Genomic DNA, 17,929 nt, shown 5'->3' on the forward strand with positions numbered 1-17,929 from the left:
TGACTATTCCCCAGCCTTGAGGAACGTCTTGCGATAGTGCGCGAGTTCGGCGATGGATTCCTTGATGTCGTCCATGGCCAGGTGCACGTTGCGCTTGGAAAAGCCCTCCAGCGCCTGGGGATTCCAGCGCTTGGCCAGCTCCTTCAAGGTCGAGACGTCGAGATTGCGGTAGTGGAAAAACGCCCACAGCTCGGGCATCTCGCGCTCCAGAAAGCGCCGGTCCTGGTGGATCGAGTTGCCGCACATCGGCGAGGTTCCCCGGGCCACATGGGCTGAGAGAAACTCGAGCGTCCTGCGCTCGGCCTCGCGGGTATCGATCTGGCTCTTGCGCACCCGCTCGACCAGCCCGGAATTGCCGTGGGTACGGGTATTCCACTCATCCATGCCGGACAACAATGCGTCGCTCTGGTGAACCGCGATCACCGGCCCCTCGGCGATGACATTGAGCTCGCCGTCGGTGACCAGGGTGGCCACCTCGATGATGCGTTCACGCTCCGGGTCGAGCCCGGTCATCTCCAGGTCGATCCAGATCAGGGCGTCGTTTCGCGGGCCGGTCTTGGCATCGTCAGGACGCGGGTTGAGGGTATCGTCGGGGCTGGCGCTGGCATCGGACATCGTCGCTTCCTTGATCAGGCGGTGGCCCTTGTCGGGACAGGGGCCGTGCGTGTAGGTACAATGCCGACCATTGTACCGACCATCGGGTGCTCATGAGCAAACGCAAGTTGAGCCGCCAGCAGCGCTGGCGCATCGAGAAGATCCAGGCCGAACGCGCCGAGCGCGCCGCCAGAAAGGCCGGCCAGGACGACGAAAAGCTTGCCGCCGGCGAATACGGCGCCGAGCGAGACGGCCGAGTGATCGCTCACTTCGGACGGACCCTGGACGTCGCCAGCCGTGCCGGCGAGACGCCCACCCGCTGCCATCTGCGCGCCAACCTCGAGGGCCTGGTCACCGGAGACCGCGTCATCTGGCGGGCCGGCGAGGACGGCAGCGGCGTGGTGGTGGCCCGAGGCGAGCGCGACAATGTGCTCGAACGCCCGGATATGCGCGGGCTACTCAAGCCCGTGGCGGCCAATATCGACCAGATACTGATCGTCTTCGCGGTGGAACCCGAGCCCCACGCCGGCCTGATCGATCGCTACCTGGTGGCGGCCGAGGCCACCGGCATCACCCCGGTGCTGGTACTCAACAAGACCGACCTGCTGCCCGACGAGGGCGGCGAACTGCGCGGGCTGCTCGATCGCTACCGCGGCATCGGCTACCAGGTGGTGGCCACCTCCACCGAGGTCGACGGCGGACTCGACGCCCTCTACGCCCAGCTCGCCGACCGCACCTCGGTGTTCGTCGGCCAGTCCGGGGTCGGCAAGTCCTCACTGATCGACCGCCTGCTGCCCGACGAACAGTTGCGCATCGGCGCGCTGTCGGAGGACTCGCGCAAGGGTCGCCACACCACCACCACCGCCCAGCTCTACCACCTGCCCGCACCGGACGAGAGTCTGGCCTCGGGCGAGCTGATCGACTCCCCCGGCATCCGCGAGTTTGGCCTCACTCACCTGACAGAGCGCGAGGTCACCGAGGGCTTTATCGAATTCGCCCCTTACCTCGGCCTGTGTCGCTTCCGCGACTGCCGCCACCGGCAGGAGCCGGGCTGCGCCATTCTCGACGCCATCGACGAGGGGGCGATTCACCCGGAACGCTTTGCCAGTTATCGTCGTATCGTCGATAGTCTGGATAGCCAATAGGGAAACGCCAGTAGCGTCCCCTCGCGAAGTGCCAGGCGCCAGACACAGCGCCCGCCCCTTTCATCCGTGTGGATCCGCCAGGAGAGAACCATGAGCTCAGAAGACAATCTGTTGCCCTTGATCGCCGAGCCCGAGGAACTCGCCGGCGTGCTGGATCACGAGGACATCCTGGTGATCGACGTGCCGCTGAAGGCGGAAAGCTACGCCGAGGGCCATGTGCCCGGCGCGATCTTTCTCGACCATCGTCGTCTGCTGAAAGGTTCCGGCGACGTCCCCAACGACGTCCCCGATGAAGAGGCCCTGTCACAGCTGTTCTCGTCGCTGGGCCTGACCCGGGACACCCACGTGGTCGCCTACGATGATGAGGGCGGCGGCTGGGCCGGGCGCCTGCTGTGGACGCTGGAGTTGATTGGCCACAAGCGCTATTCCTACCTGAATGGCGGCATTCACGCCTGGCGTGACGAGGGGCTGCCCCAGTCCACCGAAGACCATGCGCCGAAGCCCTCGGACTACCAGGCCGAGGTCCTCAATCCCGAGGTCGCGATCGACCGACTCGAGCTTGAAGAGCGCCTGGGCAGCGACAACTTCGCCATCTGGGATGCCCGCTCCGTCGACGAGTTCGATGGCAACAAGGGCCAGAACCGGCACCTCGGCCACCTGCCCGGAGCGGTCAACATGGAGTGGACCGACGCCATGGACCGTGAACGCTCACTTCGCCTGCGTGACTACGCCGAGCTGATCACCGAGCTGGGTGCCATGGGTATCACCCCGGATATGGAAGTGGTCACTCACTGCCAGACCCATCATCGCAGCGGCTTCACCTGGCTGGTAGGCAAGGCACTGGGGTTCGAACGCATGCGTGCCTACCCGGGCTCGTGGAAGGAGTGGGGCAATCGCGACGATACCCCCATCGAACACTGACCCCCTTGTCCCTCTGCCCATCTAGGGCTTGTCTGAAAAGTATCTGCGCTCGTCGACTTTTCGGACTGAGCCTAGGGCACTTGATTGCACCAGCGGCGCGGCCGTGAGGCCGCGTGCGCGTCATTGACCACCCGGAGATCGTCCCTTCGTGACCCTCGCCAAGCTGTTTTCCCTGATCCAGTACCCCATCCCCCACCACCTGCTGTCGCGCCTGGTCGGCCTGCTTGCCGACTGCCGTATCGGCTGGCTCAAGAACCTGTTGATCCGCGCCTTCATCAAGCGCTTCAAGGTCGATATGAGCCAGGCGGTGGAATCGGACCCCAGGGTCTACCCGAGCTTCAACGCCTTCTTCACTCGGGCGCTGGCGGCCGGCGCCCGTCCGCTGGAAGACGGCCTGTTGTGCCCCGCCGACGGCACCCTGTCCCAATGGGGCGCCATCGACCATGGCCGGCTGGTCCAGGCCAAGGGCCATCGCTTCAGCATGACCGAGCTGCTCGGCGGCGACCCCAGGGCGGCCACCCGCTACCAGAGCGGCAGCTTCGCCACCGTCTACCTGTCGCCCAAGGACTACCACCGGGTGCATATGCCGCTTGCCGGCACCCTGACCGAGATGGTCTACGTGCCCGGGCGCCTGTTCTCGGTCAACGACGCCACCACCCGCCACGTCCCGGGCCTGTTCGCCCGCAACGAGCGGCTGGTGTGCCACTTCGAGACCGAACACGGCCCCATGGTGCTGGTGCTGGTGGGCGCGATGATCGTCGCCGCCATTGAAACGGTGTGGGCCGGCCAGGTGACACCGCAGTCCGGTCGGGTCGAGCGTGTCCGCTTCGATCGCCCGATTCACCTCGCCAAGGGCGCAGAGATGGGCCGCTTCAAGCTCGGCTCCACCGTGGTCATGGCCTTCGCCGAAAAGGTCGACTTCGATGCCTTGAGCGGCAAGGCCGGCAGCCCCGTCGCGGTGAGCATGGGCCAACGCCTGGGCGGCGAGCCGAGAACTAGCGCAGCGCCGGCGACGGCAGACGGCGAAGCGACCGCCAGCGCTGACTGAAGCGCCAAGGCGTATTGGTAGCACCTTTGACAGGAGCGGCTATGGCCGCCCTTCTTGGCGCAGCTGTCAGGTCCCGGATGATTGCATGATCCGGACGCTGTCTGGATCACCACCCCACGAGGTGCCCAGCCCCCTCAACAGCGCGGTGTGGGAAAGGCGATCACCTCTTCAAGACGCGACTTGCACAGCGCCAGCTGGATCAGCCGGTCGAGTCCCAGGGCGACCCCGCTGCCCTCGGGCATACCGGCGTCCAGAGCCGCCAGCAGGCGCTCGTCGACGTCGACCTCGGCAAGGCCGGCCTCACGCCTGGCACGATTGTCACCGGCGAAGCGTGCGCACTGTTCGTCCACATCAGTCAGCTCGTCGTAGCCGTTGGCAAGCTCGAGCCCGTTTAGATAGACCTCGAAGCGCGAGGCCACCCAGGCGCCGTCGCGGGGGTCCTGGTGACGCCTGGCCAACGCCGCCTGGCTGGCCGGGTAATCCAGCACCACGTCGATGCCGTCGCGGCCTAGCTCGGGCTCGATGACGAGGCTCATCAGCAGGTCGAGACACTCATCCCGCGGCGCCTCGGCCATGTCGAGGCCGCCGCGTTCACCGGCAATATGGCGAAGTGATGCGATTTCCACCTCAAAAGGATCGATACCCAGCACCTCGCCAAACAGCTCGCGATAGCGACACTTTCGCGTCGGGCCGGGATTAAACGGCAGCACCTCGCGGATCAGCGCCTGGGTTTCCTCGATCAGCGCGTCGAGACTCCAGCCCGGGCGATACCACTCCAGCATGCTGAACTCGATATTGTGACGACGACCCACCTCGCCGTCGCGAAAGCTGCGGGCGATCTGGAAGATCGGCCCACTGCCGGCCGCCAGCAGGCGCTTCATGTGAAATTCCGGCGACGTCTGCAACCACAGGGTCTCGCTGCCCGCCGGGGTGACGGCTTGGCAAGACAGCGACGCCAGGTGCACGTCGGTGCTGCCGCCGTGACCGAGACAGGGGGTCTCCACCTCGAGCACGCCGCGCTCGACAAAGTAACCGCGCACCCGCTGCATCAGCACGGCGCGGCGGCGCAGGGTGTCCAGCGAGGCCGTGGGTTGCCAGTCTGTCATCGTTCGTTCCTTACCACTTGCCCAAACGACAAAGGCCACGCGATCGCGTGGCCTTTGTCTGTATCTCGATCTGCCGATCCGGGGATATCGCCCTCGCCTCAGGCGCGGGAGACGTAATCACCGCTACGGGTGTCGATCTTGAGCACTTCGCCCTGGTTGATGAACAGGGGAACGCGCACCACCGCACCGGAAGACAGGGTCGCCGGCTTGGAGCCGCCCTGGGCGGTGTCGCCCTTGAGGCCCGGGTCGGTCTCGACCACTTCCAGCTCGATGAAGTTGGGCGGGGAGACCGAGATGGCGTTGTCGTTCCACAGGGTCACGGTGTACACCACCTGCTCCTTGAGCCACTTGTCGCTGTCGCCCAGGGCTTTCTTCTCGACGGCGTACTGCTCGAAGGAACCGTCGGTCTTCATGAAGTACCACATGTCACCGTCGGTGTAGAGGTACTCCATGTCCAGATCCATGACGTCGGCGCCTTCCAGCGACTCGCCGGACTTGAAGGTACGCTCCCACACGCGGCCGGTCATCAGGTTGCGCAGCTTCACGCGGTTGAAGGCCTGGCCCTTGCCGGGCTTGACGAATTCGTTCTCGACGATGGCACAGGGGTCACCGTCGAGCATCACCTTCAGACCGCCCTTGAATTCGTTGGTAGAATAGTTCGCCATGAGATCTCGTTCCTTTCGGTGCCCGGCCCGGCCATCGGCTCAGAGCGGCACTCAACTGACATTTTGCGAGGACAAGCCCCTCGCACGCATCGATGGATGGCCCGCATGATAACCCGAAGCTCGACGCTTTTGCATTGCTCTGCCCCGGATGAGCCGGGACTTCCCGCCCCCGGTGGCTGGCAGCGACAGCTGGCCGGCGCCATTCGTGACCCGCGCGAGCTGTGCCGCCGCCTGGGGCTCGACGCCTCCCTGATCCCCGGCGCCGAGGCCGGCCACTCCCTGTTCGAGGTGCGTGTGCCCGAGGCCTTTGCCGCGCGCATGAGCCACGCAGACCCGGACGACCCCTTGCTGCGCCAGGTGCTGCCCCTGGATGCCGAGCAGACAAACCCCGAAGGCTACGTCACCGATCCGCTGCAAGAGGCCCAGCACACCGCCCGTCGCGGCCTGATCCACAAGTACGCCGGGCGGGTACTGCTGATCACCAGCCCCGCCTGCGCGATCAATTGCCGCTACTGCTTCCGTCGCCACTTCCCCTACCAGGAAAACGCGCCCTCACGCAGCCAGTGGGACGACACCCTGGACTACCTGCGCGAGGACGACACCCTGCGCGAGGCGATCCTGTCCGGTGGCGATCCGCTGGCCGCCAGCGATCGCCAGCTGGCCTGGCTGGTCGAGCGGCTCGACGCCATCCCCCATCTCAAGCGACTACGCCTGCATACCCGGCTGCCGGTGGTGATCCCCGATCGCGTCGACGGCCCCCTGCTCGAGTGGCTCACCGGCACCCGCCTGCAGAAGGTCCTGGTGCTGCATATCAACCACGCCAAGGAGATCGACGAGGCCGTAGCCGGCGCCTGCGCGCGGCTCAAGCAGGCCGGCGTGACCCTGCTCAACCAGAGCGTGATCCTCAAGGGAGTAAACGACTCGGTAGATGCACTGGAAGCGCTCTCGGAGCGGCTGTTCGAGGCCGGCGTACTGCCCTACTACCTGCACGCCTTCGACCCGGTGTCCGGGGCAGCCCACTTCGATGTGGCCGACGCCCGCGCCAACGCCCTGGTCGACGAGTTGCGCACCCGCCTGCCCGGCTTCCTGATGCCGACCCTGGTCCGCGAGGTCCCCGGCGAAGCCAGCAAGACGCCGTTGTAGCTGTGACGCAATCGTCAAAGTACGCTGGTTATCAGGCCCGTCGTGGGGCGAGGGAAGCTGCAACAGCCTCTCGTCCTCTTTTGTGATATCGACCGATGCCACAAGGAAAGGTGAAACATGAAGTCTGCCATCAAGGTTTTCCGACCGAAGCAGGCCGACCACAAAAGTGACCTCTGGCACGCCATTGGGCTTCCCCGGCGAGGCCCGCAACTGCACGAAGCGTTAAGAAATGGTGTCGCCTACGAGGTGTACTCCATGCTCGCCTCCTTCACGGGGTTAGGAAAGCAGGACCTGAGACGCTTTGTCGCCATCTCCCCCACCACACTGAGGCGTCGAGCGACGACTGGCCGCTTCACCGTGGACGAGGGCGACCGGCTTTATCGTGTTGCCGAGGTATACCACTGCGCCATTGATCTGTTCGAGGGTGACACGCAGCAGACTAACCAGTGGCTGCTTACCCCTGCCCCTGGTCTTGGAAACACGCGGCCGGTGGATATGGTGGTGACATCGGCTGGTACAGCTGCCGTGCTGAACCTGATTGGACGGCTCGAGCACGGCGTCTGCGTGTGAGTATCGCTCATGACAGACACTCGCCTTGCGAAAGCAGTTAATCCACAACGTCGGTGACGAATCTCGCGGTGCCAAGCGTCATCGTGCCGAGGGAAACGAACTACCTGATCAACCCGGCGCATTTCAGCTTCAAGGCGATGGTCGATAAAGCCCGAGAGATGCCCTTCGCTCCCGATAAACGTCTTTAGTAACGACTGCTGGTGACCCACTCCGCAGAACGCCCCTCCCTGGACCACACCAAGCTTGCTGCAAAAAAACCGCCCCCGGGGTTTCCCCCGGGGGCGGTGCGTTTACGCCATTTGCCAGCGGCGCGGATCAGGCCACGCTATCGGCGGTGACGTTGGGCGCCACCTCTTCGGTGGACAGGCAGCGGTTGATCGCGCTCATCACACCCTTGATCGAGGCGCTGGTGATGCTCTCGTCGGTACCGACGCCGAACACCGCCTCTCCCTTGACCCGGACCTCGACGTAGGCGATCGCCTCGGCGTCGGCGCCCTGACCACGGGAGTGCTCGTGGTAGTCGATGATCTCGATGTCGTGGTCTTCACTACGCAGCGCCTTGACGAAGGCCGCCAGCGGGCCGTTGCCTTCGCCGCTGATGGTGTGGCGCTCACCGTCCTTGGCGATGCAGGCTTCCAGCGTCACCGTCGGGCTGTCCGGCTCGGACGACAGACGGTGGCTGACCAGGCTGTAGGGCTCGGTCTTGGCCAGGTACTCGTCGACGAAGGTCTGGTAGATCATCGCCGAGGTGATTTCCTTGCCGACCCGATCGGCCACCTCCTGCACCACCAGGCTGAACTCCATGGACAGCCGGCGCGGCAGTTCGATGCCGTGCTCCTGCTCCAGCAGGTAGCTGACGCCGCCCTTGCCGGACTGGCTGTTGACGCGGATCACCGCCTCGTAGCTGCGGCCAACGTCGAGCGGGTCGATGGGCAGGTAAGGCACCGCCCAGACGCTGTCCGGGTCTTCCTTGCGCAGCGCCATGCCCTTCTTGATGGCGTCCTGGTGGGAGCCGGAGAAGGCGGTGAACACCAGATCGCCGACGTAGGGATGACGCGGGTGGACCGGCAGCTGGTTGCAGTGCTCGACCTCACGCATGATCGGGGTGATGTTGGAAAAGTCGAGGCCCGGATGGACGCCCTGGGTGTAGAGGTTCATCGCCAGGGTGACGATGTCGACGTTGCCGGTGCGCTCGCCGTTGCCGAACAGGGTGCCCTCGACTCGGTCGGCGCCGGCCATCACCGTCAGTTCGGCGGCGGCCACACCGGTACCACGGTCATTGTGGGGGTGGACGCTGACGATCAAGTGATCGCGGTGCTCGACGTTGCGGCAGAACCACTCGATCTGGTCGGCGTAGTTGTTGGGGGTGGCGCACTCCACCGTGGCTGGCAGGTTGACGATCATCTTATTGTCGGCGCTGGCCCCGAAGGTCTCGCGCACGGCATTGACGATCTCCACCGCAAAGTCCATCTCGGTGGTGGTGAACAGCTCCGGAGAATACTGGAAGGTCCAGTTGGTCTCGGGGGCCGCCTTCATCAGGTCACGGATCTGGGTGGTGGCATCGACCGCGATCTGGATGCACTGGGGCTTGTCGACATTGAATACCACGCGACGGAACACCGGATCGGTGGCGTTGTAGACGTGAACGATGGCGTTCTTGGCGCCCTTGAGCGATTCAAAGGTGCGCTCGATCAGGTGCGGGCGGGCCTGGGTCAGCACCTGGATGGTCACGTCGTCCGGGACCTTGTCTTCCTCGATCAGGCTGCGCACGAAGTCGAAGTCGGTCTGGGAGGCGGAGGGGAAGCCCACCTCGATCTGCTTGAAGCCAATCTTGACCAGCAGATCGAAGAAGCGCTGCTTGCGCTCCTGGTCCATCGGATCGATCAGCGCCTGGTTACCGTCGCGCAGATCGACGCTGCACCACTGGGGCGGGGTCTCGATGCGCTGGCTGGGCCACTGCCGATCAGGCAGGTCCACGGCCACGAAGGGGCGGTACTTGGTCGAAGGGTCCTTGAGCATCATGGCGTTTTCTCCGGAATAGGGTGTGTCGAGCGAAGAGTTATTGGAAGGCCTGTTGGGCGGCCCGGCCAGCGCCTTGTGAGCAAAGGCCAGGTGAAAACGGCGACGCCCCGCTCGCCAGAGGCGAGCGGGGCGTCATAAGTCGTTCCAGGACCGAGACGATAGCGACCACGACAATTCGCGCACCAGCCATCCGTACATCGTCACAACGACGAGAGCGGACACCACAGGTGGCGTGACGGGACGGGTTCATGGTGGGGCACTGGGTACTGACGGACATCTTGCAACCTCGACTCAACCTGACTGGTGGCGATCCTGCCGGCGACGCAAGCACAAAGGGCGTCGCCACGCGCATTCAAACGCGTAGTAGTAGTCGTAGGTCGAGGTGGCGAGATGTCATGTTCATGCGCTCTAGAAAATCAGTCTTCAGCGACGTTGTCAACTGCGGCGCGCCAGCGCGGGCGCCACGAGCGCTCGCTGTCATGTGAATGTCCTCGAGCCGGACTAGGGTAATAGAGCGATTCCGGCGCCCCGGAACCACCGTAATCTCTGACAACACCACCAGACTCGTGCTGATGGTTCAGCATGGCTGACACAAAGGAGACGCTCCATGGATGCCCATCACCACCGCCGCCCCGCTCCCCTCGCCGCGTTACTGTCATGCGCGATCACTGCCATCGCGCTCTGCGGGGCCAGTGTCGCGCCCGCCATGGCCGAGGACAACGCCTCCAACGCCAGCGCTTCTTCCTCCCTGCCGGTCAGTCTGGGCCCCCGCCCCTACTTCCTGATCGACGACATGGACGAGGACAATGCCCAGTCCGCGGAGCTCAAGGCGACCCTTGAGCAGTGCGCGGCCAACCTTGAGCAGCCCACCCGGAGCGACTTTTCCATCGGCCACCGCGGCGCCCCCCTGATGTTCCCCGAGCACACCCGGGAATCCTACCTGGCCGCCGCGCGCATGGGCGCTGGCGTGCTCGAGTGCGACGTGGCCTTTACCGAAGACAAGGAACTGGTCTGCCGCCACTCCCAGTGCGACCTGCACGGCACCACCAATATCCTCGAGACCGAGCTTGCCGAGCAGTGCAGCGTGCCACCGACCTTCGATGCCGATGGCAAGTTGACCAACGCCGCCGACGTCCAGTGCTGCACCAGCGACATCACCCTGGCCGAGTTCAAGACCCTGGAAGGCCGCATGGACGGCGTCGACACCAGCGCCGACACCCTGGAGGCCTACCTGGCCGGCAACCCGCGCTGGCGCACCGAGCTCTATGCCGATCGCGGTACCCTGATGAGTCACGCCGAAAGCATCGCGCTGTTTCAGGACCTGGGCGTCAAGATGACCCCGGAGCTGAAGACACCGAGCGTCGAGATGCCCTTCGACGGCATGAGCCAGCAGGACTATGCCCAGAAGCTGATCGACGAGTACGTCGAGGCCGGCGTGCCCCCGGAAGACGTCTTTCCCCAGTCGTTTCTGCTCGATGACGTGCGTTACTGGGTCGACAACACCGAGTTCGCCGACCAGGCGGTGTACCTGGACGATCGCTATGACGTGGAAGGCTTCGACGTGACCGACCCCGCAAGCTGGGAGCCGTCGATGCAGGAGCTGGCCGACATGGGGGTGAAGATTCTGGCCCCGCCGATGTGGATGCTGCTGGCCGAGGGGGACAGCGAAGACCGGCCCATCGTGCCATCGGTCTACGCCGAGAAGGCCAAGGAGGCAGGACTGGAGCTGATCGCCTGGTCCTTCGAGCGCTCGGCGCCGCTGACCCGTGACGGTGCCTGGTACCACCAGACCATCGACAATGTCGTCGACAACGATGGCGACAAGATGGTGGCGCTTGACGTGATGGCCCGCGATATCGGGGTAAAGGCGGTGTTCTCTGACTGGCCGGCGGCGGTCACCTTCTACGCCAACTGCATGGCCGACGAGCTGGCAAAATAAGCGGCAATGACCACCAGCGAACCTGGTCGGAACGCATAAAAACGGCCGGGTGGATAACCACCCGGCCAGAACGCCTTCCGTGGCGTTGGCGCCCCTAACGCCATTCCGAGGGCTCCATCCTAACGATCGTCAACCTGGAGAGCGCTCCCCCATCGGCGGTAGCCAGCCGCCTCCAGACGAGGGCAGGCAACCAGGCATGTCCCGCTCCTCCTTCAAGGAGTCGTCGTCTCCTGGGCGAAGCTTATGCCGGTGGCCCTGACACTCACCCGAGTGCCGGCGTGGCCGGCGACGATAGCCTCGATATCGGCCAGCGCCCCGATAACTGCAGTCTTGCCGCTTGAACGAGCAAACTCACAGGCCGCCTGCACCTTGGGCCCCATGGATCCTGCGGCAAAACCCTGGGCTTCCAGGCTATCGGGATCAGCCATCGCCACCCGACGGCTATGCGGGGTCCCCCAGTCCAGATAGACCCCGTCCACATCGGTGGCGATGATCAAAAGATCGCTGGCGAGTTGCTGTGACAACAGCGATGAGCACAGGTCCTTGTCGATCACCGCCTCGATGCCCTCGAGCTTGCCATCCTCCCCGTAGACCGTGGGGATGCCGCCACCGCCGGCACAGATCACCACGGTGCCCTTCTCCAGAAGCCAGCGCAGCGGGCGAATCTCGAAGATCCGCTTGGGTCGAGGGCTCGGCACCACCCGGCGGTAGTGATCGCCGTCTCGCGCCATGGTCCAGCCCTTGAGCTCCGCCAGCCGGCAGGCCTCGTCACGCTGGTAGATGGGGCCGATGGGCTTGCTCGGCTGCTGGAAGGCCGGGTCGTCGGCGTCCACCTCGACCTGGGTCAACAGCGACGCAAAGGGCACCTCCGGCGGCAACAGATTGCCGAGTTCCTGCTCGATCATGTAACCGATCATGCCTTCGGTCTCGGCACCCAGCACATCCAGAGGAAAGGCATTGTCCTCATCGTAGGCCGCCCCTTGCAGGGCCAAAAGGCCCACCTGGGGCCCATTGCCGTGGGCAATCACCAGCTCGTTGCCCGATGCGATGCGCGCGATCTGCTCGCAGGCGATACGAATGTTGGCGCGCTGGGCCTCGCCGTTCATGACCTCGCCACGCCGCAACAGGGCGTTGCCACCAAGGGCAATCGTGATACGCATAACAGTGTCCTTCCCGTTCGGGGTTGCTGGCGGCCCAGGGGCCGCCAGGCTATCTTGCCGATCCGTTGGTGCGTGGCTTACACATCGCCGAGGGTCGAGACCATCACCGCCTTGATCGTATGCATGCGGTTCTCGGCCTGTTCGAAGGCGATACAGGCCGGCGACTCGAACACCTCCTCGGTGACCTCGATGCCGTCCTTCAGCATCGGGTACTGCTCGGCGACCTGGCGCCCCACCTTGGTGTCACAGTTGTGGAAGGCCGGCAGGCAGTGCATGAACTTGACCCTGGGGTTGCCGGCGGCCTCCATCAGCGCCTTGTTGACCTGGTAGGGCAGCAACTGGTCGATGCGCTCGGCCCAGGCCTCCACCGGCTCGCCCATGGACACCCAGACGTCGGTGTGGATGAAGTCAACGCCCCTGACCGCCTCGCGGGGGTCCTCGGTCAGGCAGATGCGCGCGCCGCTGTCCTCGGCGAAGCGCCGGCAGTTGGCCAGATGCTCCTCGTCCGGCCACAGCGAACGTGGCGCGGCGATCCGCACGTCCATGCCCAGCTTGGCGCCGATCAGCAGAAGCGAGTTGCCCATGTTGTTGCGGGCATCGCCCAGGTAGGCGAAGGAGATCTGGTGCAACGGCTTCTCGGCGTGCTCGCGCATGGTCAGGACGTCGGCGATCATCTGGGTCGGGTGGTACTCGTCGGTCAGGCCGTTGTAGACCGGCACCCCGGAGAACGCCGCCAGCTCCTCGACCACCTCCTGACTGAAGCCGCGGTACTCGATGGCGTCGTACATGCGCCCCAGTACCCGGGCGGTGTCACGCATGGACTCCTTGTGCCCGATCTGGGACGAGGTGGGATCGATGTAGGTGACGTTGGCGCCCTGGTCATAGGCGGCCACCTCGAAGGCGCAGCGGGTCCGGGTGGAAGTCTTCTCGAAGATCAGGGCGATGTTCTTACCCTTGAGTCGCTGGGCCTCGCAGCCGCTGTACTTGGCCCGCTTGAGGTCCCGCGACAGGTCCAGCAGGTAGCGCAGCTCGCGCTCGGAGTGATGCATCAGCGACAGCAGGTGACGGTTGTGGATATTGAAGGACATGAGGGTCTCCTTGACGGCCACCAGGGCAGCCGTCGATTCACAGTTAAAGAAGCGAAGTAACGCGTAACGACGTCGTCAGAAGTCGACGGGATCTCGCTGAATCGGACAGGTCATGCAGTGACCGCCGCCTCGCCCACGGCCCAGTTCACTGGCGCTGATGGTGATCACCTCGACCCCGGCCTTGCGCAGCAGGGTGTTGGTGTAGGTGTTGCGGTCATAGCCGACTACCACGCCTGGCTCCAGGGCGACCACATTGTTGCCGTCGTCCCACTGTTCGCGCTCGGCCTCGAAGCTGTCGCCACCGGTCTCCACCACTCGCAGTTTCGGCAGCCCAAGCGCCTCGGCTACCACCTCGATGAAGCTCCCCTTCTCGCGGCGCACGTCGATGCCACTGGGCTTGCTCTCGTCGGGGCGCAGACTGAAGGGGACGATGTCCTTGACCACGTCAGGGAAGACCGTCACCAGGTCGCGATCGCAGAAGCTGAAGACGGTGTCCAGGTGCATGGCGGCACGCGACCGGGGCAGTCCCGCCACGATCACCCGTTCGGCCTCGCCGGCCCTGAACAACGCGCTTGCCACCTGGCCGATAGCCTGGTGCGAGGTGCGCTCACCCATACCGATCAACACCACGCCATTGCCCACCGGCATCACGTCGCCGCCCTCCAGGGTGGCCGAACCATGGTCCTGGTCGGGATTGCCGTACCACACCTTGAAGTCGGCACCGGCGAAGCGCGGGTTGAAGCGATAGATCGCCGAGGTCAGCAGCGTCTCCTGGCGACGGGCCGGCCAGAACATCGGATTGAGTGTCACCCCGCCGTAGATCCAGCAGGTGGTGTCGCGGGTAAACAGGGTGTTGGGAAGCGGAGGCAGCACGAAGCTGGACTGTCCCAGATAGTCACGGAAGGTCTTTAGGGTCTCGCCTCCGTGGCTATCGGTGATGTCGGCCCAGGACACCCCGCCGATCAGGAACTCGGCCAGACGCCGTGGCTCCAGTTCACTGAGCCAGGCGCGGACCTCATCGGCAAGGTCGAAACCGACCAGGTTGGAGGTCACCTTGCGCTCGAGAATCCAGCGCATGGCGTCGCGATTTTCGAGGGTTTCGGTGAGCAGGTTGTGCATCTCGAGCACTTCGATGTCACGCTCGCGCATCTTGGTCACGAAGTCGAAGTGGTCGCGCTTGGCCTGGTTGGTCCACAGCACATCATCGAACAGAAGGTCATCACAGTTGCTGGGGGTCAGCCGCTGATGAGCAAGCCCTGGCGAGCACACCATGACCTTGCGAAGCTTGCCTACCTCGGAATAGACGCCCAATCGTGAAGATCCACTTTTCATTCTGTTTCTCCTTCCCTATTGCGGGACTGTCACTACCGCATCATCAATGAACCTGACCGCTGTAACATGTTGAACATCGAGGTCTAGCTACAGACTCAACCACCCCTGATAGAGCCCCAGCGTGGCCGCCAGCGCCGAGGCGATAGTGACCGCGAAGATAATCTTCTCGATGGGGGTAAAGACCTTTTCATCACGCTCGCTCTTGGCCTTGTAGAAGAACACGGCACCAGGGGCGTAAAGCAGCGCCGACAGCAACAGATAGTCGATACCGCCAGCAAACAGCAGCCAGATCGCGTAGAGAGTAGCCAGGCCGCCGATAAACAGATCCTTGCGGCGTACCTCGGGCTCCTTCTCGTAGGTTTCTCCCTTTACCGCGAGCAACAGGGCGTAGGCCGCCGACCACAGATAAGGCACCAGGATCATCGAGCTTGCGAGGTAAAGAAGGCTCAGGTAGGTGGACTCGTTGACCAGTGTCAGCAGCAGAAAGAGCTGGATCAGGCCGTTGGAAAGCCACAGGGCGTTGACCGGCACCTTGTTGGCGTTTTCCTTGCTCAACAGTTCAGGCATGGTGCCGTCGCTGGAGGCCGCGTGAAGAATCTCGGCGCACAGAAGTGTCCAGGACAGCAAGGCGCCGAGCAGCGAGATCACCAGGCCCAGGCTGATCAGATGACCGCCCCAGGGGCCGACCACCTGGCTCAGCACCAGCGCCATGGACGGGTTCTTGAGCTCGGCGAGTTCCGGCTGGCTCATGATGCCCATGGACAGCACATTGACCATCACCAACAGCAGAAGCACACCGACAAAGCCGATCACGGTGGCGCGCCCGACATCGCGACGATCGCGAGCCTTGGCGGAATAGATGCTGGCGCCCTCGATACCGATAAATACCCAGACGGTGACCAGCATCATGTTGCGAACCTGGTCCATCACGCTGCCAAGATCGGCGTTGCCGGTACCCCAGAAGTCCATGGTGAAGACGTCCAGGTGAAACCCGATGGCGGCCAGCACGATGAACATGATCAGCGGGACGATCTTGGCGATGGTGGTCACTAGATTGATGAAGGCCGCCTGCTGGATTCCCCTGGCCACCAGGAAGTGAACCGCCCACAACAGGATCGATGCACAGCCGATGGCCGCCGGCGTATTACCCTCGCCGAAGATGGGGAAGAAGAAGCCCAGGGTGCTGAACAACAGAACGAAGTAGCTGACATTACCGAGCCAGGCGCTGATCCAGTAACCCCAGGCGGAAGAGAAGCCAAGATAGTCGCCGAAACCGGCCTTGGCGTAGGCATAGATGCCGGCGTCGAGTTCCGGCTTGCGATTGGCCAACGTCTGGAAGACGAACACCAGTGCCAGCATGCCGACCGCGGTAATTCCCCAGCCGATCAGCACCGCCCCTGGTGCGGCGCTCGCCGCCATATTCTGCGGAAGCGAAAAGATACCGCCCCCGATCATCGAGCCGACGACCAGCGCGAGCAAGGCGCCGAGTCTCAGCTTTCCTGTGTCATTTTCCATGGGAAGGGTTTCCTCGTGGGGACCAAAAGTTTGCCAATTCAGGCTACTCTCTTTTTGGCCCCTTGAGGCTACCGAAACCGCCGTACACACCTCTCTGCTGACTCGTGTCAACTACGCCTTTCGACGTACATAATAACGACCCCGATCAGGTTATATCGCTCCACCACCACTGTTTGATCTCGGCCGCTTGCAACGACCTTTCCCTCGGACTTGCGGTCAGTGGCTCGTCCCGAACGAGGGAACTTTGCTTCGCGGGTGCCTGCAGCGCCATGTCGCTACCAGGCTCGCGACAGCGTCCAGGCTCGCTGGCACCGTGCGGGAATGGGAGACACAAAAAAAGGGAGCCCTGGGCTCCCTTGCAGTAGAAGTGAACATCGCGTCCGAGCGGCGATGACGTCCGGGCTAGTCGTGGCCCGGCGCCTGGCAGGACAGATCCGCCTGGCGATAGCCGATCAGATAGAGCACGGCGTCAAGCCCCAGGGTCGAGATGCTCTGACGGGCCTGGGCACGCACCAGCGGCTTGGCCCGAAAGGCGATACCGAGTCCGGCGGCGGCCAGCATCTTGAGATCGTTGGCGCCATCGCCCACGGCGATGGTCTGTTCCATGGCGATCCCCTCGCGCTGGGCGATCTGGTGCAACAACGCGGCCTTGCGATCGGCATCGACGATCGGCTCGCGCACCTCGCCGGTGACCTTGCCGTTCTCGATCACCAGCTCGTTGGCGTGGATCTCGTCGAAGCCCAGCCGCTGTTGCAGATGGCGGGCGAAGTAGGTGAAGCCGCCGGACAGGATGGCGGTGCGGTAGCCCAGCCGCTTGAGCTGGGCCATCAACTGTTCCACCCCGTCCATCAGCGGCAGCTCTTCGGCGATCTCGGCCAGCACCGACTCGTCCAGGCCCTTCAGCTTGGCCATGCGCTCACGGAAGCTCTGCTGGAAGTCGAGCTCACCGCGCATGGCCCGCTCGGTAACCTCGGCCACTTCGTCGTAGACCCCGTGGCGGCGCGCCAGCTCGTCTATGACCTCGGCCTTGATCAAGGTCGAGTCCATGTCGAAGCACACCAGGCGACGGTGGGTGCGCCAGATGGAGTCTTCCTGCAGGGCGATATCGACCCCGTGGGTCGCACCCAGCGCCAGCGCCTTCTCGCGCAGCGACTCAAGGTCGACGTCCTCGCCGCGCAGCCAGCACTCGACGCAGCTGCCTTGGGCCGGTGCCTCGCCGTCCAGCGGCTCGCGCCCGGACAGGCGATGGATCAACTCCACCGTCAGCCCGTGCTCGGCGGTCAGCGCCCCCACCTCGGCCAGGATGCCGGCAGGCAGTCGCGGCGCCAGCAGGGTCATGATCAGGCGCGGCTGACTCGCGGTCTCGCTCCAGCGATGGTACTCCTCGGCGCTGATCTGGATCGCCTGGACATCCAGGCCCAGCTCATCGCCGGCGCCCGACAGGGCGCCTTCCAGGTCGGCCTCGTGGTCAAGCGCTACCAGCGCCTCCAGCGAGACGATACCGAAGGTCACGCTCTGGTTGATGTCCAGAAGGCGCGCGCCGCTGCGGGCCAGGATCCGCCCCAGGCCGGCCAGCTGGCCGGGCCGGGCCCGGCCGGTGGCGCGCATCAGGATTCGTCGTGTCATGGTGTGTCTTCCTTGGGCACCCGCAGCAACCGGCGGGCGCCGTACCGTCGTAAGG

Annotated in this window: 15 protein-coding genes; 6 read left to right on the top strand and 9 right to left on the bottom strand. The window is 64.3% G+C overall.

What is annotated here, in order from left to right:
• Nucleotides 1-3 precede the first annotated feature (3 nt).
• Nucleotides 4-615: an oligoribonuclease gene (orn, locus tag NFH97_RS03590; protein ID WP_348827681.1), complete on the bottom strand. Its 612-nt coding sequence runs from the start codon at nucleotides 613-615 to the stop codon at nucleotides 4-6.
• A 92-nt stretch (nucleotides 616-707) separates the two neighbouring features.
• Between orn and rsgA the strand changes: the two genes are divergently transcribed.
• The 3 genes from rsgA (at nucleotide 708) to asd (ending at nucleotide 3,708) form a co-directional block, all read left to right on the top strand.
• On the top strand, nucleotides 708-1,739 hold the full coding sequence (rsgA, locus tag NFH97_RS03595) for a small ribosomal subunit biogenesis GTPase RsgA (protein ID WP_213227717.1): 1,032 nt from the start codon (nucleotides 708-710) through the stop codon (nucleotides 1,737-1,739).
• A gap of 90 nt (nucleotides 1,740-1,829) precedes the next feature.
• Nucleotides 1,830-2,660, top strand: coding sequence for a sulfurtransferase (locus NFH97_RS03600; protein WP_045993089.1), 831 nt, complete (start codon nucleotides 1,830-1,832; stop codon nucleotides 2,658-2,660).
• A gap of 148 nt (nucleotides 2,661-2,808) precedes the next feature.
• Entirely contained in the window at nucleotides 2,809-3,708 is a 900-nt protein-coding gene (gene asd / locus NFH97_RS03605; RefSeq protein WP_349624436.1) for an archaetidylserine decarboxylase, read from the top strand.
• A gap of 134 nt (nucleotides 3,709-3,842) precedes the next feature.
• Here the strand turns inward: asd and epmA are convergent, their stop codons facing one another.
• Together epmA and efp are read right to left on the bottom strand one after the other, a co-directional pair.
• The gene (epmA, locus tag NFH97_RS03610) at nucleotides 3,843-4,814 is read right to left on the bottom strand and encodes an EF-P lysine aminoacylase EpmA (RefSeq protein ID WP_349624437.1); all 972 of its coding nucleotides are present in this window, start codon (nucleotides 4,812-4,814) and stop codon (nucleotides 3,843-3,845) included.
• A 98-nt stretch (nucleotides 4,815-4,912) separates the two neighbouring features.
• On the bottom strand, nucleotides 4,913-5,479 hold the full coding sequence (gene efp, locus NFH97_RS03615; RefSeq protein ID WP_045994506.1) for an elongation factor P: 567 nt from the start codon (nucleotides 5,477-5,479) through the stop codon (nucleotides 4,913-4,915).
• A 105-nt stretch (nucleotides 5,480-5,584) separates the two neighbouring features.
• On the opposite strand from efp, the gene epmB reads away from it, so the two are divergent.
• A complete protein-coding gene (epmB, locus tag NFH97_RS03620; RefSeq protein ID WP_349624438.1) occupies nucleotides 5,585-6,622 on the top strand; it encodes an EF-P beta-lysylation protein EpmB in 1,038 nt (345 codons plus the stop codon).
• Between the two features lie 117 nt (nucleotides 6,623-6,739).
• Nucleotides 6,740-7,192, top strand: a complete 453-nt coding sequence (locus NFH97_RS03625; RefSeq protein ID WP_108449818.1) for an Xre family toxin-antitoxin system antitoxin — start codon at nucleotides 6,740-6,742, stop codon at nucleotides 7,190-7,192.
• A 315-nt stretch (nucleotides 7,193-7,507) separates the two neighbouring features.
• On the opposite strand, the gene leuA is transcribed toward NFH97_RS03625, so the two are convergent.
• Nucleotides 7,508-9,214, bottom strand: coding sequence for a 2-isopropylmalate synthase (gene leuA, locus NFH97_RS03630; RefSeq protein WP_349624439.1), 1,707 nt, complete (start codon nucleotides 9,212-9,214; stop codon nucleotides 7,508-7,510).
• A gap of 607 nt (nucleotides 9,215-9,821) precedes the next feature.
• Between leuA and NFH97_RS03635 the strand changes: the two genes are divergently transcribed.
• A complete protein-coding gene (locus NFH97_RS03635) occupies nucleotides 9,822-11,153 on the top strand; it encodes a glycerophosphodiester phosphodiesterase family protein (protein WP_349624440.1) in 1,332 nt (443 codons plus the stop codon).
• Between the two features lie 212 nt (nucleotides 11,154-11,365).
• Here NFH97_RS03635 and arcC read toward each other — a convergent pair whose 3' ends face one another.
• From arcC to serB, 5 genes are all read right to left on the bottom strand, one after another.
• On the bottom strand, nucleotides 11,366-12,313 hold the full coding sequence (gene arcC, locus NFH97_RS03640; protein ID WP_349624441.1) for a carbamate kinase: 948 nt from the start codon (nucleotides 12,311-12,313) through the stop codon (nucleotides 11,366-11,368).
• 77 nt (nucleotides 12,314-12,390) lie between these two features.
• Nucleotides 12,391-13,401 carry an ornithine carbamoyltransferase gene (locus tag NFH97_RS03645; protein WP_045994511.1) on the bottom strand — a complete coding sequence of 337 codons (1,011 nt, stop codon included), beginning with the start codon at nucleotides 13,399-13,401 and terminating at the stop codon, nucleotides 12,391-12,393.
• A gap of 75 nt (nucleotides 13,402-13,476) precedes the next feature.
• A complete protein-coding gene (gene arcA / locus NFH97_RS03650) occupies nucleotides 13,477-14,733 on the bottom strand; it encodes an arginine deiminase (protein WP_349624442.1) in 1,257 nt (418 codons plus the stop codon).
• 87 nt (nucleotides 14,734-14,820) lie between these two features.
• Nucleotides 14,821-16,248 carry an arginine-ornithine antiporter gene (gene arcD, locus NFH97_RS03655; RefSeq protein ID WP_222568121.1) on the bottom strand — a complete coding sequence of 476 codons (1,428 nt, stop codon included), beginning with the start codon at nucleotides 16,246-16,248 and terminating at the stop codon, nucleotides 14,821-14,823.
• A 402-nt stretch (nucleotides 16,249-16,650) separates the two neighbouring features.
• Nucleotides 16,651-17,874 (bottom strand): phosphoserine phosphatase SerB, encoded by a 1,224-nt coding sequence (gene serB / locus NFH97_RS03660; protein WP_348827673.1) that lies wholly within the window; start codon nucleotides 17,872-17,874, stop codon nucleotides 16,651-16,653.
• Between the last annotated feature and the right edge of the window lie 55 nt (nucleotides 17,875-17,929).

The sequence above is a fragment of the Halomonas sp. SCS19 genome (assembly GCF_040147015.1).
In the GTDB taxonomy this organism is placed as follows: Bacteria; Pseudomonadota; Gammaproteobacteria; order Pseudomonadales; family Halomonadaceae; genus Halomonas; species Halomonas litopenaei.